This is a genomic window from Mesorhizobium sp. WSM4809, from assembly GCF_055811655.1.
The window spans coordinates 440575-467406 of sequence record NZ_JBVVQW010000002.1 but is presented as its reverse complement, the minus strand read 5'-3'; the positions used below and the strand labels follow the sequence as shown (position 1 = coordinate 467406).

The window sequence follows — 26832 nt, the reverse complement described above, 5'->3', positions numbered from 1 at the left end:
ACGAAAAACCGCTACACACTTTTCCTGGGATTTCTATTCAGCCGGCTCCACATTGGTGTAGGCGGCTTCCTCCAACTCGCGCTTCAGTCGGGCTTCCTCGTGGGTCTTCGGCGTGACGAAGCGGCCAAGCAGGAGATAGGCGACCGGCGTCAGGAACAGCGTCGAGACGGTGGCCAGCCCCAGGCCGCCGACGATGACCCAGCCGAGCGCGACGCGCGCCTCGGCACCGGCGCCGCTCGCCAGCACCAGCGGCAGGCCGCCGAGCACGGTGCAGATCATCGTCATCATCACCGGCCGCACGCGGATGATCGAGGCCTGTTCGATCGCCTCGCGCACGCCAAGCCCGCGGTCGCGCAACTGGTTGGCGAATTCGACGATCAGGATGCCGTTCTTGGCCATGACGCCGACCAAAAGCACCAGGCCGATCTGGCTGTAGGCGTTGAGACTGGTGCCCGAGAGGAGAAGCGCGAAAATCGCACAGGCCAGCCCTAGCGGCACCGTCGCCATGATGATGACGGCGCTGACAAAACTTTCGAACTGGGCGGCCAGCACCAAAAGGATGATGACCAGCGCGAAGCCGAAAATGGTGACCATGGCGCTGTTGGTCTCGCCCAGCGTCGCCGCCTCGGCCAGCGGCAGGATGCGGCTGCCTGGCGGCAGCAGCGGCGTGGCGATTTGCTCGGCGCGGGTGAGCGCATCGCCAAGCGCTAAGTCGCCGCTGAGGTTGGACGTGATTGCGACCGAGGGCTGCTGCTGTTCGCGCGACAGCGACGGCGGCACGGCGCGTTCGGTCAGCGTGGCGATGGTCGACATCGGCACGAAACGTCCGTCGGCTGTTTTCAGAAAGATGTTTTCCAGATCCGTCGGATCGTTGATCGGATTGGTGGTCGAGACCAGCTTCACGCCGTAGCTGCGGTCGGCGATGTAGACGTCGACGACGTCGTTGCCGTCGAGCATGGCCTGCAAGGTGTTGGCCAGTCCTGATATGTCGATGCCGAGGTCGGAGGCCCGCTCGCGGTCGATGGCCACGGCGAGCTGCGGCTGCGTCGGGTCGATGGACAGGCGCGGTGTCTGGAAGCGCGGGTCCTTCTGCATCTCGGCGATGATCTTCACGGCGGCATCGCCGAGCGCCTTGCGGTCGTTGCCGACCAATGCGAACTGCAGGCCGTTGCCGGCGCCACGGATACCGAGGCTGTTGGGCTGCACCGGGAAGATACGCACGCTCGGCACCTGCCTGGTCAGCTGGCTGATCTCGGCCATGATCTCCTGCTGGCTGCGGCTGCGCTCGTTCCACGGCGCCAGCGTCATCACCATGAAGCCGGAGTTGTAGGAGCCGTTCTGGCCGGCGTTCTCGAAAGTGCTGCGGATCTCGCCGGAATCGCGCATCGGCTGGATCAGTCTCTCGATCTTCTGCATCTGCTGCGTTGTGTAGTCGAGGCTGACGCCTTGCGGGGCGCTGATGCGCAGAAGCACGGCAGCGCGGTCCTCGGTCGGCGTCAGTTCCTGGCGGATGGTGCCGAACAGAGTAAAGGCTGTGCCGGCAAACAGCACCGCGACTAGAAGCACGATCCATGGCGCGTCGAGGCACGCATGCAGGCTGCGCTTGTAGGCCGTATTGAGCGCGCCGCCGATGCGGGCGCCGATGCCATGGCCACCTTCGTGGTGGAGCGATGCGCCGGTCAGCATGCGCGAGGCGAGCATCGGGCACAGCGTCAACGCGACCACGCAGGACAAGAGCACCGACATGGCAAGCACGAAGCCGAATTCGCGGAACAAGCCGCCAGTCTGGCCGGGCAGGAACGAAATCGGCACGAAGACGGCGACCAGCGTCAAGGTGGTGGCAATAACGGCAAAGAACACTTCCTGCGCGCCAAGCACAGCGGCCGCACGCGGTCCCATGCCTTCGTTGCGTCGTCGCACGATGTTTTCGAGCACGACGATGGCGTCGTCGACGACCAGGCCGGTCGCCAGCACCAGCGCGAGCAGGGTCAGGATGTTGACCGAGAAGCCGGCCAGATAGATGGCGGCGATGGTGCCGATCATGGCGACCGGCATCGCCAGGCCGGGGATCAGCGTCGCGCGCCAGTCGAGGAGAAACACATAGATGACGATCAGCACCATTGTGACGGACAGGCCGAGCGCGATCTCGACCTCGTGCACCGCGCCCTTGACGAAGACCGCGTCGTCGCTGGTGATCTTGATCGACATGCCCTTGGGTAGGTTTTCCTGCAACTTGGCGACGGCGGACTGGACGCCGGTCGAGATGTCCAACGTGTTCGATTCCGCCTGGCGGATGATGCCGATGCCGATGCCCGTCTTGCCATCCGAGCGCAATGTGGTCTGGCCGACATCGGGGCCGAGCGTGACGGTGGCGACGTCGCGGATGCGCGTCGTGCCTCCGACGATGATGTTTTCGAACTCTCCCGGCGTGGTGACGTCGGCAGTCGTGCGGACGATCAGGTCCTGGTTGGTCGTGGTGATCGAACCGGCAGGGGAATCGAAGGCGACCGAGGCAAGGGCGGCCCTGAGGTCGGCAACCGTGAAGCCGAGGCTGGCCAGCTTGTTCTGATCGACGTCGATGCGGAAGATCTTGTCGCGGTCGCCATAGACCTGGACGTCGGCAACGCCGGGCACGGCGGCCAACTCGTCCTCGATCTGGTCCTGGACCACCACGGTCATGTCCTGGATCGACATGTTGCCCGAGGTCACCGCCAGCCGCATCACCGGGTCGGAATTGGCGTCGGCCTTGACGATGCGCGGCGGATCGGCGGTGTCCGGCATCTGGTTGGCGACGCGGCCGACGGCATCACGCACGTCCGAGGCGGCGACATTCAGATCGACGCCATCGTTGAACTCGATGGTGACGCGGCTTGAGCCGAATGAGGAAGACGACGAGATCGACTTGACGCCGGAGACGCGGGCGACGGCGCCCTCGATGGTGTCGGTCAACTCGCGATCGACGGTCTCGGCCGCCGCGCCCTCGAAGGTGGTGGAAACGGTGACGACCGCGCGATCGACATCAGGCAGTTCGCGGATCTCGACGCCGTAGAAGGCGGCCAGGCCGGCGACCGCAATCAGTGTGTTCAGCACGAAGGCCATCACCGGCCTGCGGATGAACAGGGCGGTGAAGCCGGTCTCGCTGGCAGTGTTGGCGGGGCTGGTCATGTGCCTGCGGCGGCGTCCGCGGCGCGCTGCTCTTCGCCGGCAAGGCGGACCGCGCCGCCCTCGCTGACGCTCTGGGTGCCCTCTGTGACCACCATGTCGCCATTGTCGATCTCGGCGTCGATCAGCACGGTCTCGGTGTTGCGCTGTATGATGCGCACCGGGACCCGCCTGGCCTTGCCATCCTCGATCTGCCAGACATAGGCGCCGTCCGACCCCCACAGGATCGCCAGCGGGCTGACGGCCGGATAGATTTGCCCCGGAAATTTCATGGTGATGCCGAACGACATGCCGGCGCGCAACGAATCCGCAGGGTTGGCGATCTTGGCCTTGACCAGCAGGGTGCGGCTCTTTTCATCGATGTGGTTGTCGATGGCCGAAACGGTGCCGCTATAAGCGTTGCTGGGATTGGCGATCGGCGTCGCCGTCAATTGTGCGCCGACCTTGACGGCGGCAGCGAAGCGCTCGGGCACCAGGAAATCGACCAGGATCGAGGACCGGTCGTCGAGCGTGGCAATGGCCGACTGGTTGGTGACATAATTGCCGGCCGAGATCGGCAGGATGCCGACAGTGCCAGCGATCGGTGCCAGTATCGACCGGCGCTGCAGCGCCAGTTCCGCATCCTGAAGCGCCAGCTTGGCGCCGGCCAAGACCACTTCGGCATCGGCCACTGCGACTGGTGTCGCGGCATTGGAGGCACGAAGCGACCTGACGCGGTCGAGTTTGGCCTGCGCATCCTGCAAGGCGAGCTTGGCGCGGTCCTGAGAGATCACTTCGGTCTCGGAATCCAGGGTGGCGAGGATCTGTCCCTTATCGACATGGCTGCCGGATGCGACCAGCAGTTCGGCGAGGCGGCCGGAGCTGTAGGGATTGACGGTCACCGAGGCGTTGGCACGGCCGGTGCCGATTGCCTGCAGGCGATCGTTGATAACAGCCGAAGTGGCCGCAAGGGCGACCACGTTCACCCGCTGGTTGCCGCCATTACGGCCGTTTGCCTGCTTCGCGTTGGCGGTGCCGGTCTCAGCCGGGGGCGTTGCCGCGGAGGCCCAGTCGATGCCCCAGCGTGCCAGCACGTCCGGCGCGCCGGGATAAAAGCGCAGCCAGGCGGCTGCCGCCACCACCAGCACCAAGAGTGCAAAAAGTATCTGTTTCCAGGCGGCCATCGGCACTCCGGTTGGTAAAACAATCCTTCCGTCTACCGGTTTCCCGAAATGAAGCAGACGCAGCGAGGCTATTGTAAGGCAAAGAAGCCGCCTCGATATCGCGTCTTTATGACAATTCTCCGGGGGCTGCGCACATTAAATATATGTAACCTTTGAGAAAATATGCGTAACGCTTTGGATCGTCGCACAGGCACTAACGCAGACTTTCCATCTCGCGAATGCGTTTGGCGCCTTCTGCTTCCAGTTGCCTGGTGACGGCGCCGATCAGCGTTTCGGCGACAACGAAAAGGGCAGCCGAAGAGTCCCATGCCGACGGCACCGCGGTTCGTCCGGCGATAACATGACGAGCAAAGCGGGCGATCGGCGACAGCCACTGGTCGGTGAACAGCACGATCTGGACGCCACGCTGATGCGCCTTCTCGGCGAAGCGGACGAGGCTGTCCTGGTAGCGCCTGATGTCGAAGATCACCAGCACGTCGCGCTTGCCCATGTCGATCAGCCGGTCGCGCCACATGCTCTCCTGCCCGGCGAGGTGAAAGACATCCGGCTGGATGACGGCGAGGTGGGCGGCCATGTAGCGCGCCAGCGGATCGGTGAAGCGACCGCCGATCAGGAAGGTCTTGCCGCGCCGGTCGGCGAGCCGGGCGGCGATGTCGGCAAGCTGCCTGTCGGAGAGGTGTCTGAACGTCTCGCGCATATTGTCGAGCGTCGCTTCCAGCATCGGCGACACCGTGCCGCCGCCGGGCGAGGGCGGGTTGAGCGTCCTTGTTGCCGGCGATTGCAGTTGCGCGGCCAGCTCGTCCTGCAGGCTCGACTGGAATTCCGGATAATTCTGGAAGCCGAGCCGGGCGACGAAACGCAAGATCGTCGGCGAGGAGACGCCGGCCGCGGCCGAAAATTCGGCGACCGTCTTCAGGCCGATCATCGGATAGTTGGCGATCAGCGTCTGGGCCGCGCGCCGTTCGCTGGCCGGCATCGCGCCGATACGGTCGGCGATCAGTTCGGCAATGCTGGAAATCATGTTTTCCCCACCCTGGCTCGGTCGACGGTCTTTTCCGAAATCGCATTTGACAAAGCCGGACAAACTGTATGAAATCATCCACAGGGACGCAATGAGGCAAAATACGTAACATACGATACAGCGCTCCCCGGGGACGGCAGACTATGGAGAAAGCACGGCCCGCCAGCCTTGCATCGTCTGATACCGTGAGGGTGACGAACCCCGGCGGATCGAGCCCTTTCGTGCTGACCTGCGATCACGCCTCGAACTTCCTGCCCGCCGAATTCGGCACGCTCGGCCTTGCCGCCGAGGACCTCTCCCGCCACATCGCCTGGGATCCAGGCGCGCTGCCGGTAGCGCTGCGCATGGCCGAGGCGCTCGACGCGACGCTGGTCGAAACCCGTATTTCGCGTCTCGTTGTCGACTGCAACCGGCCGCTCGACGCGCCCGACCTGGTACCGCCGGTCAGCGAGACTACAGCCATACCGGGCAATGCCGGCCTGTCGGAAAGTGAGCGTGCGGCCCGTGTCGCCCTGTCGTGGCAGCCGTTTCATGCCACCATCGAGCAGATTGTCGATGACCGGCTGGCGCGTGGACAGGCGACCCGCCTGGTTTCGGTGCATTCCTTCACGCCGGTCTACAAGGGACGCAACCGGCCCTGGCATATAGGCATCATCCATGACGAGGATCGCCGGCTGGCGGCACCGCTGATATCAGCGCTGAAGCGGCTTGCCGGCGTCACCGTCGGCGTCAACGAGCCCTATTCGCCGGCCGACCGTGTCTATTTCACGCTGGAACGGCATGCGCGCTCGCGCGGCTTGCTCTGCGCGATGATCGAAATCCGCAACGACGAAATCGCCGGCGAGACCGGGCAGCGGAAATGGGCGGATCTGCTCACGGGCATTTTTCTGGATCTGGAGCCCGAGGAGGCCAGGGGCTCCCGACAACGTGCAATGGGAAAGTCAGTTCAATCGGCCAGCTAAGAACTTAAAAAGGGGACAAAAATGTCAGCGCAAGACTATTCGGATGTCGACAAGAAGGAGGATCTGAAGGTCCTCCACGGAATGGGTTATGCCCAGGAACTGTCGCGAAGCATGAGCCGCTTCTCGAATTTCGCCATCTCATTTTCGATCATCTGCATCCTGTCGGGTGGCATCAATTCATTCGCGCAGGCGACGTCGTCGATCGGCGGCGCGGGCGCCGGCATCGGCTGGATCGTCGGCTGCGCCGTTTCCGGATTTTTTGCGCTCGCCATGGCGCAGATCGCCTCGGCATTCCCGACCGCCGGTGGCCTTTATCATTGGGCGTCGATCCTCGGCAACCGTTTCACCGGCTGGCTCACCGCCTGGCTCAACCTGTTCGGCCTGATCACCGTGCTCGGCGCGATCAATATCGGCACTGCGTTCTTCTTTGTCGGAACGTTCGGCAGCTGGTTTGGCATCACTGGCACGCCGGGCGAAATCGTCGGGTTCGTCGCCTTCATCACCGTGCTGCAGGCGCTGTTCAACCATTTCGGCATCAAACTGACGGCAATGCTCACCGATGCTTCGGGCTTTCTTATTCTGGGCGCAACAGCAGTGCTGATCGTGGCCTGCCTGGTGTTCGCACCGGCAATCGACATCAGCCGGCTGTGGACGTTCACCAACTATTCAGGCGATGCGGGCGGCGGTGTTTTTCCGCAAACCGACTCCATGAGCTACCTGTTCCTGCTCTGCCTGCTGCTGCCGGTGTACACCATCACCGGCTATGACGCGTCGGCACATACCTCCGAAGAGACCCTCAAGGCGGCACACTCGGTTCCGCGCGCGATCGTTTCGTCCGTGCTCTGGTCGTCGCTGATCGGCTGGGTGATGCTGTGTGCGATCGTTCTGGCCATCCCAGACCTGGCGGCCGGCGCCAAGCAGGGCTGGAGCGTGTTCTTCTCGACCATGGACGCGATCCTGCCGGTGTGGCTGAAGGAACTGCTTTATCTGGCGATCCTGATCTCGCAATTCCTCTGCGGCCTCGCCACAGTGACGTCGGCCTCGCGCATGCTGTTTGCCTTCTCTCGCGACGGCGGCATGCCGATCGGTTCGGCTTCGCTCGCCAAGGTCAACCCGACCTGGCGCACGCCGGTCAATGCGATCTGGACGGCCGCGATCCTCGAGATCCTGTATGTGTTCCTTGCCCAGTTCATTTCGATCGGCGGCACCAACATCTACACCATCGTCGTCAATTCGACGCTGGTGTTCCTGTTCCTGTCGTTCATCATCCCGATCGTGCTCGGCATGCTGGCTTTCGGAACGGCGAAATGGCCGACTCCAGGCCCGTGGAATCTCGGCGCTGGGCTGTTCAAGCTGTTCTGCGCGCTATCGATCGTCGGCATGGTAATCATCTTCTACATCGCCATCCAGCCGCCGAACGACAAGGTGCTTTACATCACCATAGGCTTCATCGTGCTGACCGCCCTGCTTTGGTTCGGTTTCGAGAACCGTCGCTTCCAGGGTCCGCCGATCGGTGACCAGATTGCCAAGCGCCAGGCCGCGATCAAGGCAGCCGAGGTGGCTATCGGCGAAGCTGGCGCCTGATATCGCCCTTTGTGGCCATGGCCGGCCTCGCGCCGGCCATGGCTGCGTTTTCCCTTTCAATCGACAAGCGCTGGAGTGCCAAAGGAATGGCCGGAAATTTCTCGTTCGATCAGTTGAAGAACGCGGTCTCCAGCGGTGAGATCGACACCGTGCTGGCCTGCATCGTCGACATGCAGGGACGGCTAGCGGGAAAACGCTTCCTGGCGCAGTACTTCGTCGATTCCGCGCATGACGAAACGCATGGCTGTAATTATCTGCTGGCCGCAGACATCGATATGGAGCCGGTGCCCGGCTACAAGGCGGCGAGCTGGTCGAAGGGCTATGGCGACTTCGTCATGAAGCCGGATCTCGCCACGCTGCGGCGCATTCCCTGGCTGGAAAAGACCGCACTCGTGATCTGCGACGTGCTCGACCACCACACCCATGATGACCTGCCACATTCGCCGCGCGCCATCTTGAAGAAGCAGGTCAAGCGGCTGACGGAGCGCGGCTATATAGGCTATTTTGCTTCCGAGCTTGAATTCTATCTGTTCAACGAGACATACGATTCCGCCCGCAAGAAGCACTGGCAAGGTCTCGATACCGCATCGCCCTATATCGGCGACTACCAGATCGGCATCACCACCAAGGAAGAAGGCGTCATGCGCCGGCTTCGCAACGAGATGGAAGCGGCCGGCATTCCGATCGAGAATTCCAAGGGCGAGTGGGGTCCGGGTCAGGAAGAGATCAATGTGCGCTACGCCGAGGCGCTCGACATGGCCGACCGTCACGTCATCCTCAAGAACGGCGCCAAGGAAATCGCGGAGTCCGAGGGCAAGGCGATTTCGTTCATGTCCAAATACAATTACGGGCTCGCCGGCAATTCCAGCCACATCCACAATTCGCTGTGGAGCGCCGACGGCAAGACTCCGCTGTTCTTCGACAAAACCGCCGACTGGACGCTGTCGACGCTTGGCCAGCAATGGGCCGCCGGCCAGCTCAAATACGCCAAGGAATTCACCTGGTTCCTGGCGCCCTACATCAACTCCTACAAGCGCTTCCAGGCCGGCACCTTCGCGCCGACCAAGATCATGTGGAGCGAGGACAACCGTACCGCCGGCTTCCGCCTGTGCGGCGAGGGCACCAAGGGCATCCGCATGGAATGCCGCATCGGCGGCGCCGATCTGAACCCGTATCTTGCGTTCGCAGCGCTGATCGCTGCCGGTCTTGCCGGCATCGACGAGAAGCTGGAATTGCAGAAGCCGTTCGTCGGCGATGCCTATCAGGCATCGCGCCTGCCGGAGATTCCGAAGACGCTGCGCGATGCCACCGAGACGCTTGCGAAGTCGAAGATGCTCAAGCAGGCGCTCGGCGAGGATGTGCTCGAACACTATGTCCACACCGCAAAGTGGGAGCAGCTCGAATACGACCGCCGCATCACGGATTGGGAACTGCACAGAGGGTTCGAGCGGTACTAGGTATCGACGGTTCGTCGGCGCCCCTTCACTTTTACCCTCTCCCCGTGGGGGAGAGGGTGCCGGCAGGCAGATGAGGGACAGCGCCAGGCCATACGATTTTGTTGTAGAATACGAGGACTTACAAAATGACCGAGACGGTCAAACTCATATCCCCCATCGACGGTTCGATCTATGCCGAGCGACCGATCGCGACCGACCAGGCGATCAATGCCGCGGTCGAGCGTGCCAAGGCGGCTCAGGAGAAGTGGGGGCTGACGCCAATCGTCGAGCGCGGCAAGTACATGCTCGCCATGCTGGAAGCGCTGGTCGCGATATCAGACGAGATCGTGCCGGAGATCGCCTGGCAGATGGGGCGGCCCGTACGCTATGGCGGCGAGTTCGGCGGGGTCAGGGAACGCACCACCTACATGGTCGAGATCGCCGAGCAGGCGCTCAAGTCGGTGCCGGCCTCCAACCCGAAGGATGGCTTTCGCCGCTATGTGAAGAAGGACCCGCTTGGCGTCGTCATGGTGATCGCGCCGTGGAATTATCCTTACCTCACCGCCGTCAACACCATCGTGCCGGCGCTGATGGCCGGCAACACCGTGATCCTCAAGCATGCGGCGCAGACGCTGCTGGTCGGCGAGCGCTTCCAACAGGCTTTCGACGGAGTGGGTCTGCCCAAGGGCGTGTTCCAGAATGTCGTGCTGAACCATGCGCAGACCGAAAAACTGCTCGGCTCCGGCAAGATCGACCATGTCAATTTCACCGGTTCGGTCGGTGGCGGCCGCGCCATCGAAAAGGCTGCGGCCGGCACCTTCATGACGCTCGGCCTCGAACTCGGCGGCAAGGATCCGGCCTATGTCCTGCCGGATGCCAAGATGGATCATGCCGTCGCCAATCTGGTCGACGGCGCCTTCTACAATTCCGGCCAGTGCTGCTGCGGCATCGAACGCGTCTATGTGCACGAGAAGGTCTATGACGAATTCGTCGAAGGCTTCATCGCCGAGACAAAGAACTATGTCGTCGGCAATCCGCTCGACCAGGCGACGACGATGGGGCCGATGGCGCAGGCGCGCTTCGCCGACCTGATCCGTGAACAGAAGGCCGAGGCGCTGCGCAAGGGCGCGGTGGCGCACGTCAACATGAAGGTGGCTAACGACAAGGCCGGTTCGCCCTATCTGGCGCCGGAAGTGCTTACCAATGTTGACCATCAGATGAGCGTCATGCGCGAAGAGAGCTTTGGACCGATCGTCGGCATCATGAAGGTGCGTAACGACGAAGAGGCGATCGCGCTGATGAACGACAGTCCTTACGGGCTGACGGCTTCGATCTGGACCCGCGATACCGAGCATGCGGTTGCGATCGGCAACCGCGTCGAGACCGGCACGGTGTTCATGAACCGCTGCGACTACCTCGATCCGGCACTGGTCTGGACCGGCGTCAAGGACACCGGCAAGGGCGCGGGCTTGTCGGCCATCGGCTATGACAATCTCACCAGGCCGAAATCATTCCATCTGCGCGAAGCCATCTGATTTATTGAAAGACAAAAATGTCCAAGCTGATCTCCAAATGGAACTACCCCACCACCGTCCGCTTCGGCGCCGGCCGCATCAAGGAATTGCCTGAGGTGCTGGCGGCCACCGGCATCAAGCGGCCGTTGTTCGTCACCGACCCTGGACTGGCGAAACTGCCGGTCGTCGCCTCGACCCTAGAGATCCTCGACGATGCGAAGGTCCCTTACGGCGTTTTCTCCGAGGTCAGGCCGAACCCGGTCGAATCCAACCTGACCGCCGGCATCGCCGTGTTCAAGAAGGGCAAGCATGACGGCGTCATCGCCTTCGGCGGCGGCTCGGCGCTCGATCTCGGCAAGCTGATCGCCTTCCAGGCCGGGCAGGTCAGGCCGGTGTGGGATTTCGAGGATGTCGACGACTGGTGGACGCGCGCCAATTCGGATGCCATCGCGCCGATCATCGCCGTGCCCACCACCGCCGGGACCGGATCGGAGGTCGGCCGCGCCGGCGTCATCACCAATGAGGCGACGCACACCAAGAAGGTCATCTTCCATCCCAAATTGTTGCCGGCTATCGTCATTGCCGATCCGGAGCTTTCGGTCGGCATGCCGGGCTTCATCACCGCCGGTACCGGCATGGATGCGCTGGCCCATTGCCTCGAAGCCTATTGCGCGCCCGGCTACCATCCGATGGCCGACGGCATCGCCGTCGAAGGCGTGAGGTTGGTCTTCGAGAACCTGCCGAAGGCCTATGCCAACGGCGGGGATCTCGTTGCGCGCGCCCATATGATGAGCGCCGCCGCCATGGGCGCCACCGCCTTCCAGAAAGGGCTCGGCGCCATCCATTCGCTGTCGCACCCGGTCGGCGCGCTCTACGACACCCATCACGGCATGACCAACGCGGTGTTCATGCCCTATGTTCTGGCCTTCAACCGGGACTCCATCGAGGAGCGTATCGGCCGGCTCGCCGCCTATTGCGGCATCAAGGGCGGCTTTGACGGCTTCGCCAAAGCCATCATCAAGCTTCGCAAGGAACTGAAGGTGCCGCATGCACTGCCCGGCCTTATCAAGGGGCTCGACATGGACAAGAAGCGTAAGACGCTGATCGCCGATATGGCGGTGGTCGATCCGACTGCCGGCGGCAACCCGGTCAAGCTGACCAAGAAGGCGGCGCTGACCTTGCTCGAAAACGCCATCGCCGGAACGATCTGAGGCGTTTTCCGCGCCGCAAAGTGATCTGAAAAGGGGCTATGAAAACAAGGGGGAGGATGACGGGCAAGGCAAAAACTAATTAGCCGGAAAAAGAATCGCGGAGCGATTGCTACATCAGGTTAAAAAGAGTTTACTTTTTCGCACTGCGAGCAGCCGCTTTCACAAAGCTTTCATCTGGCTGTCACATGAAAACGATACCGCATCGCAGGCGTCCAACGGCGTCAGTTCAACGGAGAGAACACATGTTCAAATTCACGGGGAAAGTGCTTTCCCTTTCGGCCGCGGCGCTTTTCGCGTCGACGGTGATTTCGTCCGCGGATTCGCTGGACGATCTCGTCAAGGCCGCCAAGGCGGAAGGCCAGCTCACCACCATCGCGTTGCCGCATGACTGGTGCGGCTACGGCGACGTCATTGCAGGCTTCAAGGCGAAGTATCCGGAAATCACCGTCAACGAACTCAATCCCGATGCCGGTTCCGGCGACGAGATCGAGGCGATCAAGGCCAACAAGGACAACAAGGGCCCGCAGGCGCCCGACGTCATCGACGTCGGCCTGTCCTTCGGCCCGACCGCCAAGGCTGATGGCCTGATCCAGCCCTACAAGGTGTCGACCTGGGACTCGATCCCCGACAGCGCCAAGGATGCCGAAGGTTTCTGGACCGGCGACTATTACGGCGTGCTTTCCTTCCAGGTGAACAAGGATCTCGTCAAGGAAGCTCCGGCCGACTGGGCCGACCTGCTGAAGCCGGAATTCGCCAACTCGGTGGCCCTTGCCGGTGATCCGCGTGCCTCGAACCAGGCGATCCAGGCGGTTTATGCCGCCGGCCTGTCGTCAGGCGCCGCCGCTGGTGAAGCTGCCGGTACCGCTGGCCTCGACTTCTTCAAGAAGCTCAATGCCGCCGGCAATTTCGTGCCGGTCATCGGAAAGGCCGCGACGCTCGCCCAGGGCCAGACCCCGATCCTCGTCACCTGGGACTACAACGCGCTCGCAGGCCGCGACACGCTGAAGGGCAATCCGCCCGTCGACGTCGTCGTGCCGAAGACCGGTGTTGTCGCCGGTGTCTACGTGCAGGCGATCAGCGCCTACGCGCCGCATCCGAATGCAGCCAAGCTCTGGCTCGAATACCTCTACTCGGACGAAGGCCAGATCGGCTGGCTGAAAGGCTATTGCCACCCGATCCGCTTCAACGATCTCGCCAAGAACGGCAAGATCCCGGCTGACATCCTGGCCAAGCTGCCGCCGGCCGAAGCCTATGCGTCCGCCGTGTTCCCGACACTCGAGGAGCAGGGCAAGTCCAAGGAAGCCATCACCAAGAACTGGGATGCCGTCGTCGGCGCCAACGTGAAGTAACTCACACCATGCCGGGCGGCTTCGCGGCCGCCCGGTCCTTCTCTCGAAGACGGTAGCCGGCGCATGACCGATATCTCATTGTCCGACCACGCTGTTACCGGGAAGACTGCGCCTCCCGCCGAAGCACGCAGCATGCGGCTGCCGACACAATGGCTTGGTGTCGCGCCTTTCTTCATCTTCGCCATCATGTTCCTCATCCTGCCCACGCTCTATCTGATGCTGGGTGCATTCCAGAACGATGCCGGCGAATTCACGCTCGAGAACATCGCAGCGCTGGCGCAACCGTCCATCGTTGCCGCCTACTGGATTTCGATCAAGATCAGTCTTGCGTCATCGCTGATTGGCGCATTTGCGGGCCTGGCGATTGCCATCGCCATCGTGCGCGGTGGCCTGCCGGACTGGATACGTTCGGCGACACTGACCTTTTCCGGCGTGGCCTCCAATTTTGCCGGCGTGCCGCTGGCCTTTGCCTTCCTCGCCACGCTCGGCCGCCTCGGCCTTGCGACGGTGATCCTGAACACCGTGTTCGGCCTTAACATCTACGCGCACGGCTTCAACATCCTGTCATTCTGGGGCCTGACACTGACCTATGTCTATTTCCAGATACCGCTGATGGTGGTGATCATCGTGCCGGCCATCGACGGGCTGAAGAAGGAATGGGGCGAGGCTGCCGCGACGCTGGGCGCGACCATGTCCCAGTACTGGCGCATGGTGGTCATTCCGGTGATCTGGCCGAGTTTCCTCGGCACCGTGATCCTGTTGTTCGCCAACGCCTTCGGCGCCATCGCCACCGCCTATGCGCTGACCGGCTCGTCGCTCAACATCGTGCCGATTTTGCTCTATGCACAGATCCGTGGAGATGTGCTGCACAATGCCCATCTCGGTTATGCCATCGCCTTCGGCATGATCGTCATCACAGGTCTTGCCAATGTGTTCTACATCTGGTTCCGGACCCGTTCCGAGAGGTGGCTGAAATGAAGTCGGGAAAGTTCTGGGCCTGGCTCGTCTTTGCTCTTGGCGCGGCCTACTTTTTCATCCCGCTGATCGCGACCGTGGAGTTCTCGATGCGCATGCGGCGCGGGGAGTACTCCTTCGACGCCTACAAGGTCGTGTTGGGCGATGCCCGCTTCCAGGCCACCTTCGGCTATTCGGTACTGGCCGCCGTTTTCACCATCATTCTCGGCGTGCTGATCGTGGTGCCCGCCGCTTATTGGATTCGGCTTCGGCTGCCGCAATTGCGGCCGATCGTCGAATTCATTACCCTGCTGCCGCTGGTCATTCCGGCCATCGTCATCGTCTTCGGCTACATCAGAATGTACGGGTCGAATTCGCCGCTGCCGTTCCTGGCGACCGATACAGGCACCAATGCCTTGCTGGTCATCGGCTATGCAACACTGGCGCTGCCGTACATGTATCGCGCCGTCGACACCGGGCTTCGCACCATCGACGTGCGCACACTGACGGAGGCGGCACAGATCCTTGGTGCTGGTTGGGGGACGATCATCACCCGTGTCATCCTGCCCAACGTGCTGATCGCGGTGCTCTCGGGCGCCTTCCTCACCTTCGCCATCGTCATCGGCGAATTCACCATGGCCAGCCTGCTCAACCGGCCGGCCTTCGGCCCCTATCTGCAGAATATCGGCGCCAACCGCGCCTATGAGCCGGCGGCACTTGCCATCATCGCCTTCGCCATCACCTGGGGCTGCATGTCGCTGATCCAGATACTGTCCCGCTTCGCGCCGAAATCGGCGAACCGCCCAAATTGATCGAGAGAACCACGCCATGGCCGACCCATTCCTCTCCATCCAGCACGTTCGAAAATCCTTCGGCGCCACAACGGTGGTCGAGGACTTCAATCTTGACGTCGAGCGCGGCGAATTCGTCTCCTTCCTCGGCCCGTCCGGCTGCGGCAAGACCACCGTGCTGCGCATGGTGGCGGGCTTCGAGGAGCCGAGCGCGGGCACGATCGTCGTCGGCGGCAAGGACATTACGAGGTTGAAACCCAACCAGCGCAATGTCGGCATGGTGTTCCAGGCCTATGCGCTGTTTCCGAACCTGACCGTGGCGCAGAATATCGGCTTTGGCCTGAAGGTCGCCGGCATGCCCAGGGCGGACATCGATGCTCGTGTCGCCGAAATGCTCGGCATCATCAAGCTGCCGCAGATGGCGGATCGCTATCCCTACCAGCTCTCGGGCGGCCAGCAGCAGCGTATCGCATTGGCCCGCGCTATCGCGCCGAAGCCGAAGCTGCTGCTGCTCGACGAGCCGCTGTCGGCGCTCGACGCCAAGGTGCGCGTGTCGCTGCGCGAGGAAATCCGCTCGATCCAGAAGAAGCTCGGCATCACCACTATCTTTGTCACGCACGACCAGGAAGAGGCGCTGTCGATCTCCGACCGCATCGCCGTCATGTATGGCGGCAAAGCCGAGCAGGTCGGCACGCCGTTCGAGATCTACAACCGTCCGGCGACCAAGTTCGTCGCCAATTTCGTCGGCACGCTGAACGTGCTGGAAGGCACCGTCACCGATGCGGCTGCAGGCACGGTGCGGGTCAATTCCGAACAGGTTTCGCTCAAGGGCAAGCTCAACGGCTCCAAATCAGGTGACACGCTGTCGCTGGCGCTGCGTCCGGAAGCGATTTCGCTGGGCCGTCAGCCCGGCCGTGACTCCAGCCTTTCGGGAGAAATCTCCGAAGTGCATTTTCTCGGCTCGGTCATCCGGGTTCGCGTCGGCATCGGTGGCAACACGGTCTCGCTCGACACCTTCAACAGCCCGGCAACCCCGCCACCCGCAGTCGGTGAAAAGGCCGAGATCTCGTTCTCGTCGAGCGACATGCTGGTGCTGCACTAGGCTGATGCGCTTGCTCAAAATGAATGGCTGCATCCCGGTCTGCGAAGACGGGAGATGCTTCCGTCCGCGTGGCAATGGGCTGCAATGCAGGGAAGTCCGTGTTTAAGCGAGCCCTCTATCGGTGATTTCGATGTCGGTGCGGTCGGCGCATTTGTCGATTTGGCAGGGCATCGGTGGAAGGCAATTCGGGGCATATTCCCATCGGCTCGAGCTTGCTGGCCAATCAACAGTTTCCAGCCGCTTTGCCACTGCCAGCGTCTCGCATCCCGGCTATAACAGGCCATGGCGCTTTTCGAACTGACACTCGTTCTGCTGTTGATCGCCGTTGCGCTGACGGCGCTGTCGCGGCGCGTACAGGTTCCCTATCCCTCTTTGCTGGCGCTGGCCGGGGTGGCCATCGCCTTCGTGCCTGGCGTGCCGACCATAGAGATCGATCCGGAACTGGCGCTAGCCCTGTTCATCGCGCCGGTGCTGCTCGATGCCGCCTATGATACCTCGCTGCGCGATCTCAACCGCTACAGGGTGCCGCTTGTGCTGCTGGCGCTTGGTGCCGTCCTGTTCACGACAGCGACGGTCGCACTTGCCGGCTGGGCGATGGCAGGCCTGCCGATCGCCGCGGCCATAGCGCTTGGCGCCATCGTGGCGCCGCCCGATGCGGTTGCGGCATCGGCCGTGCTTGGCCAGTTCAAGGTGCCGCACCGCATCACTGCCATTCTGCAAGGCGAGAGCCTGCTCAACGACGCCACCGCCTTGCTGATCTACCGGATGGCGATTTCGGCGGCAGCAGGTTCCATTCTGCTGAGCAGCGCCGTTCCGATGATCCTGCTGTCCACGCTCGGCAGCCTTGCCGCCGGCTACCTGCTTGGCCGGGTGTCTCTGATGACGCTGGGCCGGATCGAGGACCCGGCGAGCGGCACTGTGGTGCAATTTGCCGGCACATTCGGGGTCTGGATCCTGGCTGACAGGATCGGACTATCGGCCATCATCACCATAGTCGTCTATGCCATGACGATCGCCCGCACCGCACCGCGCCGCATGCCGGCCAGAAACCGCATCAGCTCCTATTCGGTCTGGGAGACGGCGGTCTTCGTGCTCAATGTTCTGGCTTTCGTGCTGATGGGCCTGCAGGCGCGTACGATCGTCGGCAGGCTTGCCGGGCAGGGGCAGACCGATGCGTTCGTCCTGGCCGGGACAGTGCTTGCCATCGTCATCGTCTCACGCCTCATCTGGGTGCTGGGGTGCGGAGCGATCATCAGGTGGTTTGGCCGTTTCGGCGTGGCTGATCGTCAGCGTGACGCTCCGTCGTTTCGTGGCGGCGTGCTGATCGGCTGGTGCGGGATGCGAGGTTTGGTGACGCTTGCGGCGGCATTCGCCCTGCCGGCTGAATTCCCGGCCCGCGACCCGATCGTGCTCGCTGCTTTCACGGTCGTGCTCGGCACGCTGGTGCTGCAAGGCATGAGCTTGAAGCCGCTGCTGCGCCTGCTGAACCTCGACCCTGACGAAACCGTCGACCGCGAGGTTGCGCAGGCGCGTGTTGTGGTCATGCAGGCCGCCCTCGACATATTGAGCGGCAAGACATCGGACGCGGCGGCCGCGGTGCGCGAGCAATATGCCGCTCAACGCAAGATCGCCAAAAATCCCGACGATGCCCAGGCGGCGACCGAATATGACCGCTTGCGTCTTTATGCGATCAAGAGCCAGCGCGACGCGCTGGAGGAATTGCGCCGCAACGGGACGATTGGCGACGAAGCCTATCATCGCCTGGAGGAAGAGATCGACTGGACCGAACTGGCGGCGTCGCCACCCGGCCGGTTCCAGCCGCTGAATACATAAGGCATCGCACGCCGTTTTCCGGCGCACGGAAGATATCGAAGTGCTTCGGGATCGGTGCATGATCCCGGTGAAGCAAGGCTGGTCCAAGCCACGTCCATTCTCCTGCACATTGCAACCGTGGCATCGAACCGCTACTGCCAACACGAAATTGAGCCGGATAAGCAATGAAGCTGGTCAGCTACAACATCCAGTACGGGTTCGGCGGCGACGGCCGCTACGATCTTTCGCGCGCCGCGCGCATCGTTGCCGGTGCCGACATCATTGCGCTGCAGGAAGTCGAGCGGCACTGGCAACGCAGCAATTACGACGACCAGCCGGAGCTGCTTTCCCGTCTGCTGCCCGAACATCACTGGGTCTACGGCCCGGCCTTCGACATGGACGCCAGCGAAAGGCGCGACGGCCGTCTGGTCAATCGGCGCCGCCAGTTCGGCACCATGGTGCTGTCGAAACTGCCGATCGTCTGGTCGCGGCTGCATGCGCTGCCAATGCGCCGAACGCAGCGGCCGCTCAACACCCGCAACGCCGCGCTGGAATGCATGATCCGCACGCCGGCAGGGCCGGTGCGGGTGTTGTCGCTGCATCTCGCCCATATCGCGGCCGAGGAGCGGCTGGAGCAGATCGACTACCTCATGGCCGAGCATCGCCGGGCACCGTCCGATGGCGGACCGTGGAGCGGCGTCGACGACGAGCCCACGCGCAATTGGACCAGCGGCGAAGCGGAGCCGGAAAACCCGCTGGCGGCGATCTGGATGGGTGATTTCAACATGGAGCCGGACAGCGCCGAGTATCGCCGCATCGTCGGCAGCACGCCCTACCATCGAGGTGCCGCCTATCTCAGCGGTTTCGTCGATGCCGCCGCCGTTGCCGGGGAGCCGGTTCCGGACTTCCACACCCATGTGAAGACCATCGACGGCAGACTGGCAAAGCGCCGGCTCGACCATTGCTTCGTCGGCGGCATGTTCGCCGGGCGGGTGCGTTCGATCAGTGCAGACATCGGCGAGGTTGCCTCGGATCATTTTCCGCTGCGGGTGGACATAGACCTGGAAACGCCGGGCATCGCCACATGAGCCGCGCATGACGCTTTTCGTCTTCTTTGCAGTGCTTGCCGCCGCTGCCATGCACGCGATCTGGAATGCGCTGGTCAAGGTTCATCTCGACCGCTTCCTGTCGATCACGCTGATGACATTAGGCATGGGCGCGGCGGCACTCGTGGTGCTGCCCTTCGTCGAAGTGCCGAAGGCGGAGGTGTGGCCCTACATCATCGCCTCCGTCGTTTTCCACATGGGCTACCGGACCTTCCTGATCGGCGCCTACAAGGCCGGCGATTTCGCCCAGACCTATCCGCTGGCGCGCGGCACCGCACCTCTGCTCTCAGCCTTCGGCGGCATGTTCGTCGTTGCCGAGATTCCCGGCCCGTTCGCCATGCTCGGCATCTTCCTGTTGTCGGCCGGCACGCTGGTGATGTCGTTTCGTGGCGGCGCGCATCTGGAAAAACTCAATCTGCGCGCGGTTGGCTTCGCGCTCGGCACTTCCATCTTCATCGCCAGCTATACGCTGTCGGACGGCAGTGGCGCGCGGCTGGCGGCAACCGCGCAGAGCTATGCCGCCTGGCTGTTCATCTGCGATGCTTTAGGCGCGTTGGTGCTGTGCCTCATCTTCCGCGGGCCGAAGGCGCTGCCGGTGTTGGCGCGCGACTGGAAGGCAGGGCTGTTCACCGGCGTACTCAGCGGCGCCGCCTATTGGATCGTCATGTGGGCGATGACCAAAGCACCGATCGCTTCGGTGGCCTCGCTGCGCGAAACCTCGATCCTGTTTGCCATGATGATCTCGGTCTTCGCTCTCGGCGAAAAAATGACCGGCTGGCGCGGTGCCGCCGCGCTCAGCATCGTGGCCGGCGTCGTCGCGCTGAGGCTTGGTTAGGCGCCGCTCAGGTCAGGACGGTCATCACCTGGCCACGTCGTTCCGGGCTGAAGCGGATGACGACGATGATGCAGACGGCGACCACGCCTGCGAACAGCGCCAGGGCATAGCCATAGCTGCCTCCGGCGCTTTCAGCGATTCCTGCCTGATAGGGGCCGCCATAGGACGCGGCGAGATTGCCCGCCTGATAGATAAAGCCGGGCAAGGTCGCCCGCACCGCTCCGGGCGAAAGCTCGTTGAGGTGCACGGGGATGACGCCCCAGGCACCCTGGACCGCGACCTGCATGACGAAGGCGCCGATGGCGAGCATGAACGGCGTGGTCGAGTAGGCCCATAGCGGGATGGACGGCAAGGCGATCAGGCATGCCAGCGTGATGGCGTTAACGCGGCCGATCTTCTCCGACAGCGCGCCGAAGGCCAGGCCGCCGACGATGGCGCCGATATTGGCGACGATGGTGATCCAGCTCACCGTATGCGGATCGAAGCCGTGCTGCTTCTTCAGGAAGGTAGGGTAGAGGTCCTGCGTGCCATGACTGAAGAAATTGAAGAACATCATCAGCACGACGGCATAGAGCGCGACGCCCCAGTGCTTCTGCAGCGTTTCCCACATGCCAGGTCGAGCCGTCTTCTGCGCTTCGACGAAGGCCGGCGATTCCGGCACATGCGAGCGGATAAAGAGCACGATCAGCGCCGGCACGAAGCTGAGCAGGAACATGGCGCGCCAGCCGATCGTGTAGCCGCCGATCGTCTGCTGATAGAGCAGGCCATAGACCACCGCCGCCAGCAGATAGCCGGCCGGATAGCCGCATTGCAGGATGCCGGAGACCATGCCGCGTGCGCTCGGCGGAATGGATTCCATGGCCAGCGAACTGCCCAGCCCCCATTCGCCGCCCATGGCGATGCCGAACAAAGCACGCAGGGCGAGGAATATGCCGAGATTGGGCGAGAAGGCGGCCAGCGCGCCGATCACCGAATAGCTGACTATGTTGAGCATGAGGATCGGCTTGCGCCCGTATTTGTCGGCAAGCATGCCGAAGAAGAACGCGCCGATGAAGCGTGTCGCCAAGGTCAGGAACAGCGCCTTGGAGACCGCGGGCACGTCGGCGTGGAATTCGGTCGCGATATCGGTGAGCAGGAATGTCAGAAGGAAGAAATCGAAAGCATCGAGCGTCCAGCCCAGGAATGAGGCGAGGACGGTCTTCTTCTGCTGCGAATTAAGGGGCAAATCTTCCTCCATCATCATCGATGGGGGAATTATCGGCCAGTTCAGGGAAGACCGGTGGTCACGTTTTCGCGTGGCTCATTTGATCGAACGCCCGCTGGAATGGCGGAAGGTGCGATGAGGAGCGACCGGTGCGATCTGTCGATGAACTCGATCGTGGCTTGAGAATGAGGTCTAGATTTCGAGATCAAACACCAGCAGTCCGTCCGTGCCGCCTTCCAGGGCAGCGACCAGGCGCGCGCCGGCGCGCTGGTGCGCTTCATGCACAAGATAGGCATCGCGCGCGGCAGCATCGCGGAAATCGATGGTGAAGCCGTGGGTGAAGCCGCGTGCGAACGGCTCCGGGCTGACATTGGCGCTGAATTTTACGGCGTCCATGCCGTCGATCACCTGTCGAAGCGCCTCGAGATCGGAATGGATCGCCTTGCGCTCGGCGGCGGCAACATCGTTGCGAAACTTGGCGAAAACACAGTGCCTGATCATGTCTTACCCCTCAGTGGCTAAGCAGCCCGGTTTCCGGAAAACACCGCCGGCGGCAGCGGCTCGCGGCCAAGGACGAGGTCGGCGCCCTTTTCACCGACCATGATAGTCGGTGCATTGGTGTTGGATGAAGGCACGCGCGGCATCACCGAGGCGTCGCAGATGCGCAGGCCCTCGATGCCGCGCAGCCGCAGATCCGGCGTCACGACAGCCATCTCGTCATGGCCCATGCGGCAGGTGCCGACCGGATGGTGGTCGGTCTTGGAACTGCGGCAGGCATAGTCGAACAGCTCGTCGTCGCTGGCGAGTGACGGGCCGGGCAGCACCTCGCGCAGCACGTAAGGGGCAAGCGCCTTCTGCCGCATGATCTCGCGGGCCAGCCGCAGCCCCTTGATCGACATGGCGCGGTCATAGGGATCGGACCAGTAGTTCGGATCAATCAGCGGGTGGTCGGCCGGGTCGGCGCTCTTCAGCCGCACCGTGCCGCGCGAGCGCGGCCGCAGGAAGGCCGAGTTCAAAGTGACGCCGGGATTGTTCAGCTTCTCGACGCCGGCCTCGATACCCGAGCCCAGACCGAGATGGAACTGGATGTCGGGCGAGGCGGCTGTCGGGTCGGCGTACCAGAAGCCGCCGGTCTCGAACAGGCTGGAGGCCGCCGGCCCCTTCTTCAGCAGCAGATATTGCAGGCCGGCCCAGGCCGTGCGGTGCAGCTTGGCGTAGTTGTCATAGGTGTGATCGCCTGTGCATTCGGCGATGACGAACAGATCGAGATGGTCCTGCATGTTGGAGCCGACGCCGGGCAGGTCGTGCACCGGTGTGATGCCGACCGACTTCAGATGGTCCGCGGGGCCGATGCCCGACTGCATCAGAAGTTTCGGCGAGCCGATGGCGCCGGACGAGACGATCACCTCGCGTTCGGCGCGCAGGATTTTCTTCTCGCCGCCCGGCCTGTCGACCACCTCGACGCCGATGGCGCGGCCCTTCTCGACGACGATGCGCGTCACCAGCACGTCGGTTCGGACGGTCAGGTTCTTGCGGGCGCGGATCGGCTTCAAATAGGCGACTGAAGCGGACGAGCGCCGGGCATCCTTCTGGGTCAGCTGGTAGTAGCCGACGCCTTCTTGGGCAGCGCCGTTGAAGTCCGGGTTGAAGGGGATGCCCATCTCCTGGCCGGCACGGAAATAGGCCTCGCAGATAGGCAGCGGCGCGATCGGGTTGGACACGCCGAGCGGGCCCTGGTCGCCGTGAAAATCGTTGGCGTAGCGCTGGTTGTTTTCGGCTCGCTTGAAGTAGGGCAGCACGTCGCGATAGCCCCAGCCGGCGAGGCCTTCTTCCTTCTCCCAGGCATCATAGTCGCGGGCATTGCCGCGCGTGTAGATTTGGGCGTTGATGGAGGAGCCGCCGCCGACAACCTTGGCCTGCGTGTACCAGAAGACGCGATCCTTCATGTGCTTCTGCGGCACGGTCGACCAGCCCCAGGAGGCGATCCCCTTCGTCATCTTGGCGAACCCGGCCGGCATGTGGATGTAGGGATGCCAGTCCTTGCCGCCAGCCTCCAGCAGCAGGACCGAATTTGCCGGATTCTCGCTCAGCCGGTTGGCCAGAACGCAGCCGGCCGGACCGGCGCCCACGATGATGTAGTCGGTCATGACACTGTCCACTTACAGCCGCGGCACGGAGAGCGCACCGTCGACATTGATGATCGAGCCGGTCGAAAAGCCGAGTTTTCCGCCAGCGAGTGTTGCCACCACCGCGCCGATGTCTGATGCTTCGCCCCAGCGCTTTGCCGGCACCAGACCGCCGTCGATGAGGGCGTCATATTTGGCGGTCACGCCTGATGTCATATCGGTGCGGATGATGCCTGGCCGGACCTCGAACACGCCGATATTTTCGGGCGCAAGCCTAAGCGCCAGGTTCTTCACCCACATCGAAAGCCCGGCTTTCGAGATGCAGTAGTCCGGCCGCTCCGGCGATGCCATTTCAGCGCTGACCGAGGTGATGGTGATGATCGACCTCTGGTGATCGCCTGGCGCAGCCAGCATCGCCTTGGCCACGGCCTGGCTGAGGAACACGGTGCCGCGCAGATTGATGCCGAGCGTGCGGTCGAAATTCTCCGGCTTGAGGTCCAAGAGGTCACCGCGCACCACGGCGCCGACGCCGGCATTGTTGACCAGGCAGTCGATGCGACCGAAGGCGTTCGTTGCGGCGGTGACGAGGGCTGGATGGTCGTCGAGGTTGGCGATGTCACAACGCACATAGGCGAATTTTGAGCCGCGGGCGGCAATGGCGGCGGCAAGTTCGTCTGGAGCTTGGTCAGCAAGATCGGCGACCAGAATATCGAAGCCAGCATCGGCCAGCGCCTCGGCGCATGACAGTCCGATGCCGCGCGCGCCGCCTGTGACGATGGCCGCAGGGCGGGTCATGCCGCCAGGTCCGTCTTGCGGATGTGGTCCGCGACACGCAGCGCCTGGGCTGCAATCGATAGCGCCGGATTGACCGCGGCCGAGTTCGGCAGGAAACCGGCGTCGACGACGAAGAGGTTCCGGTGGTCGAAGGAGCGGCAGTAAGGGTCGAGCGCCGCCGTCGCCGGATCGTCGCCCATCTTTATCGTACCGCATTGGTGCGACGGCGTGCGCTTGTCGAAGGGGCGCGACAGAACGATGGGATAACCGCAGGCGCGGAAATTTTCGCGCATCACCTTGGTCAGCCCGTCGAGCGACTGCATGTTGGAGCGCCGCCACTGCATGACGATGTCCTTGCCGTCGACCATGATGCGGCTTTCCGGATCGGGCAGGTCCTCGCACATCAGGTACCAGTCGACAGCGTGGCCGGCCATGAAGTCGAGCGCGAATCCGGGCGTGTATTTGACATTGGCCCGCAGCATGTTGCCGTCGATCTTTCCCAGAAGCTGGACATTGCCGAGCGGCTTGCCGCCCTTGCCGTCGGACAGGTAATAGTCGTTCAGCATCAAGGTCTTCTGATAGACGGCATCGTTGCGGCGGCGCGGGTCGATCGCCAGCATGGCGCTGGAATTGTGGTTCATGAAATTGCGGCCGACCTGGTCGGAGCGGTTGGCTAGGCCTTTGCCATCCGATGTGGGCGAGCGCAGCAGGATGACGGCGGAATTGACCGCGCCGGCCGACAGGATGACCAGCTTCGGTGATACTTTCTTCAGCTCGCCATTCTGCCGGTAGTGAATGGCTGATATCGTCGTGCCGTCTGGCGAGGCTTCGAGATATTCGACGTAAGCGCCGGTCTCGAGCTTGATGTTCTGGTCGGTGAGGGCCGCCGTCAGCGGTCCCGTTTGTGCGTCGACCTTGCCTTGGCCGGTGTTCGGGAAAGCATCCCAGCCGGTCTTGCCCTCCTTCAGCCAGGTGTCGATGTCGACGCCGAGCGGCAGCGAGGCCGGATGCAGGCCAAGGTTTTTCAGCTCGGCGCGGGCGCGGGCGATCGGTGCCTCGTCGGGCACCGGCTTGTAGGCGTAGGGGACCGAATGGAACGGCTCGGTCGGATCCTCGCCCAGTGCACCGCGCACGCGAAACAGCTGCTCGGCTTTCGAATACCAGGACTCGAATTCGTCATAGGTGAACGGCCATGCCGGAGAGACTCCGCCGAAATGCTCCATGGCCGCAAAGTCCTCCTTGCGGTAGCGGATCAGCACCGCGCCATAGAACTTCGAATTGCCGCCGACATAGTAATAATTGCCGGGGTTGAAGGCGGCACCACCGGCCTCACGCCACATCTCCTTCGGCCTGTAATGGCCGTTGACGAAGATCGAGCGCGTGTCGCGCGCGTGCGGCGTCGCCGGCAACGGCTCGCCGCGCTCCAGCATCAGGATCGAGGCGCCGCTGCCGGCAAGGCCGGAAGCGATCGTGGCGCCGCCGATGCCGGAGCCGATGATGACGATGTCCGGATTTGTCATGGCCTAAATCGCGTCCCGACGCGCTTTAGTTTTTTGTTTTGATGCATGTCGTTGCCCCAAAACCGGATCCACTTTTGGGCGACATACATTAGCGAATACGGGTCTCGGTCGCCGGGTCGAAGAACACCGCCTTGGTCAGGTTGAAGGCAAGCGGCGTGTTGGTGCCCGGCTGGATGTTGGCGTCGGCGCGCAGCCGCGCCACCACGCCCTTGCCGCCGAGATTGGTGACGGCGAAAGTGTCCGAGCCGGCCGGTTCGACGACCTCGATGTGACAGTCGGCGGTTGCGATGTGCGAGGCGTTGCGCTCGGCACCTTCCGGATCGGTCAGGGCTTCGGGGCGGACACCGAAGATGATCGGTTTGCCCTGGAATGCCGACAGGCCGGCCGGTGCATTGGCCATCGGCAGCGAGATCGGCTCTCGTGCTTCGCGCTGCAGCACGACGGACAGCGCGTTGCCTGACGTGCCGATCGTCGCCGGGATCAGGTTCATCGCCGGCGAGCCCATGAAATCGGCGACGAAGAGATTGCTCGGGTTGTTGTAAATTTCGGCCGGCGTACCGAACTGCTGCACCTCGCCATCGCGCATGACCGCGATCTTGGTGGCCAGCGTCATCGCCTCGATCTGGTCGTGTGTGACGTAGACGATGGTGGTGCCGGTGGTGGCATGCAGGCGCTTGATTTCGATGCGCATGTCGACACGCAGCTTGGCGTCGAGGTTGGACAGCGGCTCGTCGAAAAGGAACAGTTTGGGGTCGCGCACCAGCGCCCGGCCCATGGCGACGCGCTGGCGCTGGCCGCCGGATAGTTGGCTCGGCTTGCGCTGCAGCAGGTGACCGATCTGCAGCACCTTGGCCACCTTGTCGATCGCCTTCTGGCGCTCCGCCGCCGGCACGCCGCGCATCTCCATGCCGAAGGAGATGTTTCCGGCCACCGTCATGTTGGGGTAGAGCGCGTAGCTCTGGAAAACCATGGCGATATCGCGCTTGGAGGGGTGCAGATCGTTGATGGTGCGGCCGTCGACACGGATTTCGCCCGAGGTGATCGTCTCCAGGCCGGCGATGGTGTTGAGCAAGGTCGACTTGCCGCAGCCGGAAGGGCCGACCAGCACCAGGAAGCCGCCTTTCTCGAGCTCGACATCGATCCCCTTCAGGATCTCGACCTGGCCGAAGCGCTTCCTCAAACCATCAATTTCCAGAAAAGCCATCG

General features: G+C 63.0%; 21 protein-coding genes. 12 read left to right on the top strand and 9 right to left on the bottom strand.

Going from position 1 to position 26832, the window contains the following annotated elements; genetic code table 11:
- Positions 1-33 precede the first annotated feature (33 nt).
- The 3 genes from AC0L24_RS06720 to AC0L24_RS06710 all read right to left on the bottom strand — a co-directional run bounded on the left by AC0L24_RS06720 (position 34) and on the right by AC0L24_RS06710 (position 5346).
- Complete coding sequence (locus AC0L24_RS06720) at positions 34-3165, bottom strand: efflux RND transporter permease subunit (protein ID WP_473563576.1); 3132 nt, start codon at positions 3163-3165, stop codon at positions 34-36.
- Positions 3162-4325, bottom strand: coding sequence for an efflux RND transporter periplasmic adaptor subunit (locus AC0L24_RS06715; protein WP_127809365.1), 1164 nt, complete (start codon positions 4323-4325; stop codon positions 3162-3164). The genes AC0L24_RS06720 and AC0L24_RS06715 overlap by 4 nt, the downstream gene beginning before the upstream one ends.
- Positions 4326-4518: 193 nt before the next feature.
- Positions 4519-5346, bottom strand: coding sequence for a MurR/RpiR family transcriptional regulator (locus AC0L24_RS06710; RefSeq protein ID WP_127398961.1), 828 nt, complete (start codon positions 5344-5346; stop codon positions 4519-4521).
- A 143-nt stretch (positions 5347-5489) separates the two neighbouring features.
- On the opposite strand from AC0L24_RS06710, the gene AC0L24_RS06705 reads away from it, so the two are divergent.
- The 12 genes from AC0L24_RS06705 to AC0L24_RS06650 all read left to right on the top strand — a co-directional run bounded on the left by AC0L24_RS06705 (position 5490) and on the right by AC0L24_RS06650 (position 20002).
- Positions 5490-6308: an N-formylglutamate amidohydrolase gene (locus AC0L24_RS06705; RefSeq protein WP_127809366.1), complete on the top strand. Its 819-nt coding sequence runs from the start codon at positions 5490-5492 to the stop codon at positions 6306-6308.
- Between the two features lie 21 nt (positions 6309-6329).
- Positions 6330-7892 carry an amino acid permease gene (locus AC0L24_RS06700; RefSeq protein WP_127809367.1) on the top strand — a complete coding sequence of 521 codons (1563 nt, stop codon included), beginning with the start codon at positions 6330-6332 and terminating at the stop codon, positions 7890-7892.
- Positions 7893-7978: 86 nt separating this feature from the next.
- Positions 7979-9349 carry a glutamine synthetase family protein gene (locus AC0L24_RS06695; protein WP_473563575.1) on the top strand — a complete coding sequence of 457 codons (1371 nt, stop codon included), beginning with the start codon at positions 7979-7981 and terminating at the stop codon, positions 9347-9349.
- Between the two features lie 125 nt (positions 9350-9474).
- Positions 9475-10863, top strand: coding sequence for an aldehyde dehydrogenase family protein (locus tag AC0L24_RS06690; RefSeq protein ID WP_127396762.1), 1389 nt, complete (start codon positions 9475-9477; stop codon positions 10861-10863).
- Between the two features lie 17 nt (positions 10864-10880).
- Positions 10881-12053, top strand: a complete 1173-nt coding sequence (locus AC0L24_RS06685) for an iron-containing alcohol dehydrogenase (RefSeq protein WP_127329395.1) — start codon at positions 10881-10883, stop codon at positions 12051-12053.
- A 242-nt stretch (positions 12054-12295) separates the two neighbouring features.
- Positions 12296-13402 (top strand): ABC transporter substrate-binding protein, encoded by a 1107-nt coding sequence (locus tag AC0L24_RS06680; protein ID WP_127809372.1) that lies wholly within the window; start codon positions 12296-12298, stop codon positions 13400-13402.
- A 63-nt stretch (positions 13403-13465) separates the two neighbouring features.
- On the top strand, positions 13466-14380 hold the full coding sequence (locus AC0L24_RS06675; protein ID WP_023810098.1) for an ABC transporter permease: 915 nt from the start codon (positions 13466-13468) through the stop codon (positions 14378-14380).
- Positions 14377-15168 carry an ABC transporter permease gene (locus AC0L24_RS06670; RefSeq protein ID WP_027037623.1) on the top strand — a complete coding sequence of 264 codons (792 nt, stop codon included), beginning with the start codon at positions 14377-14379 and terminating at the stop codon, positions 15166-15168. The genes AC0L24_RS06675 and AC0L24_RS06670 overlap by 4 nt, the downstream gene beginning before the upstream one ends.
- A 16-nt stretch (positions 15169-15184) precedes the next feature.
- Positions 15185-16249 carry an ABC transporter ATP-binding protein gene (locus AC0L24_RS06665; RefSeq protein ID WP_023810097.1) on the top strand — a complete coding sequence of 355 codons (1065 nt, stop codon included), beginning with the start codon at positions 15185-15187 and terminating at the stop codon, positions 16247-16249.
- A 282-nt stretch (positions 16250-16531) separates the two neighbouring features.
- Positions 16532-18082: a cation:proton antiporter gene (locus AC0L24_RS06660; protein ID WP_127809373.1), complete on the top strand. Its 1551-nt coding sequence runs from the start codon at positions 16532-16534 to the stop codon at positions 18080-18082.
- A gap of 164 nt (positions 18083-18246) precedes the next feature.
- Positions 18247-19149 carry an endonuclease/exonuclease/phosphatase family protein gene (locus AC0L24_RS06655; protein ID WP_128363341.1) on the top strand — a complete coding sequence of 301 codons (903 nt, stop codon included), beginning with the start codon at positions 18247-18249 and terminating at the stop codon, positions 19147-19149.
- A gap of 7 nt (positions 19150-19156) precedes the next feature.
- Positions 19157-20002 carry an EamA family transporter gene (locus tag AC0L24_RS06650; protein WP_127329389.1) on the top strand — a complete coding sequence of 282 codons (846 nt, stop codon included), beginning with the start codon at positions 19157-19159 and terminating at the stop codon, positions 20000-20002.
- A gap of 7 nt (positions 20003-20009) precedes the next feature.
- Here AC0L24_RS06650 and AC0L24_RS06645 read toward each other — a convergent pair whose 3' ends face one another.
- The 6 genes from AC0L24_RS06645 to AC0L24_RS06620 form a co-directional block, all read right to left on the bottom strand.
- Positions 20010-21245, bottom strand: a complete 1236-nt coding sequence (locus AC0L24_RS06645; protein ID WP_081738768.1) for an MFS transporter — start codon at positions 21243-21245, stop codon at positions 20010-20012.
- Between the two features lie 153 nt (positions 21246-21398).
- The gene (locus tag AC0L24_RS06640) at positions 21399-21707 is read right to left on the bottom strand and encodes a Dabb family protein (RefSeq protein WP_127809375.1); all 309 of its coding nucleotides are present in this window, start codon (positions 21705-21707) and stop codon (positions 21399-21401) included.
- A gap of 17 nt (positions 21708-21724) precedes the next feature.
- On the bottom strand, positions 21725-23353 hold the full coding sequence (locus AC0L24_RS06635; RefSeq protein ID WP_473563574.1) for a GMC family oxidoreductase: 1629 nt from the start codon (positions 23351-23353) through the stop codon (positions 21725-21727).
- Positions 23354-23365: 12 nt separating this feature from the next.
- Positions 23366-24127, bottom strand: coding sequence for a 3-ketoacyl-ACP reductase (locus AC0L24_RS06630; protein ID WP_292139022.1), 762 nt, complete (start codon positions 24125-24127; stop codon positions 23366-23368).
- Entirely contained in the window at positions 24124-25626 is a 1503-nt protein-coding gene (locus AC0L24_RS06625) for a GMC oxidoreductase (RefSeq protein ID WP_292139024.1), read from the bottom strand. Before AC0L24_RS06625 ends, AC0L24_RS06630 begins: the two co-directional genes overlap by 4 nt.
- A gap of 88 nt (positions 25627-25714) precedes the next feature.
- Complete coding sequence (locus AC0L24_RS06620) at positions 25715-26830, bottom strand: ABC transporter ATP-binding protein (protein ID WP_023810089.1); 1116 nt, start codon at positions 26828-26830, stop codon at positions 25715-25717.
- Between the last annotated feature and the right edge of the window lie 2 nt (positions 26831-26832).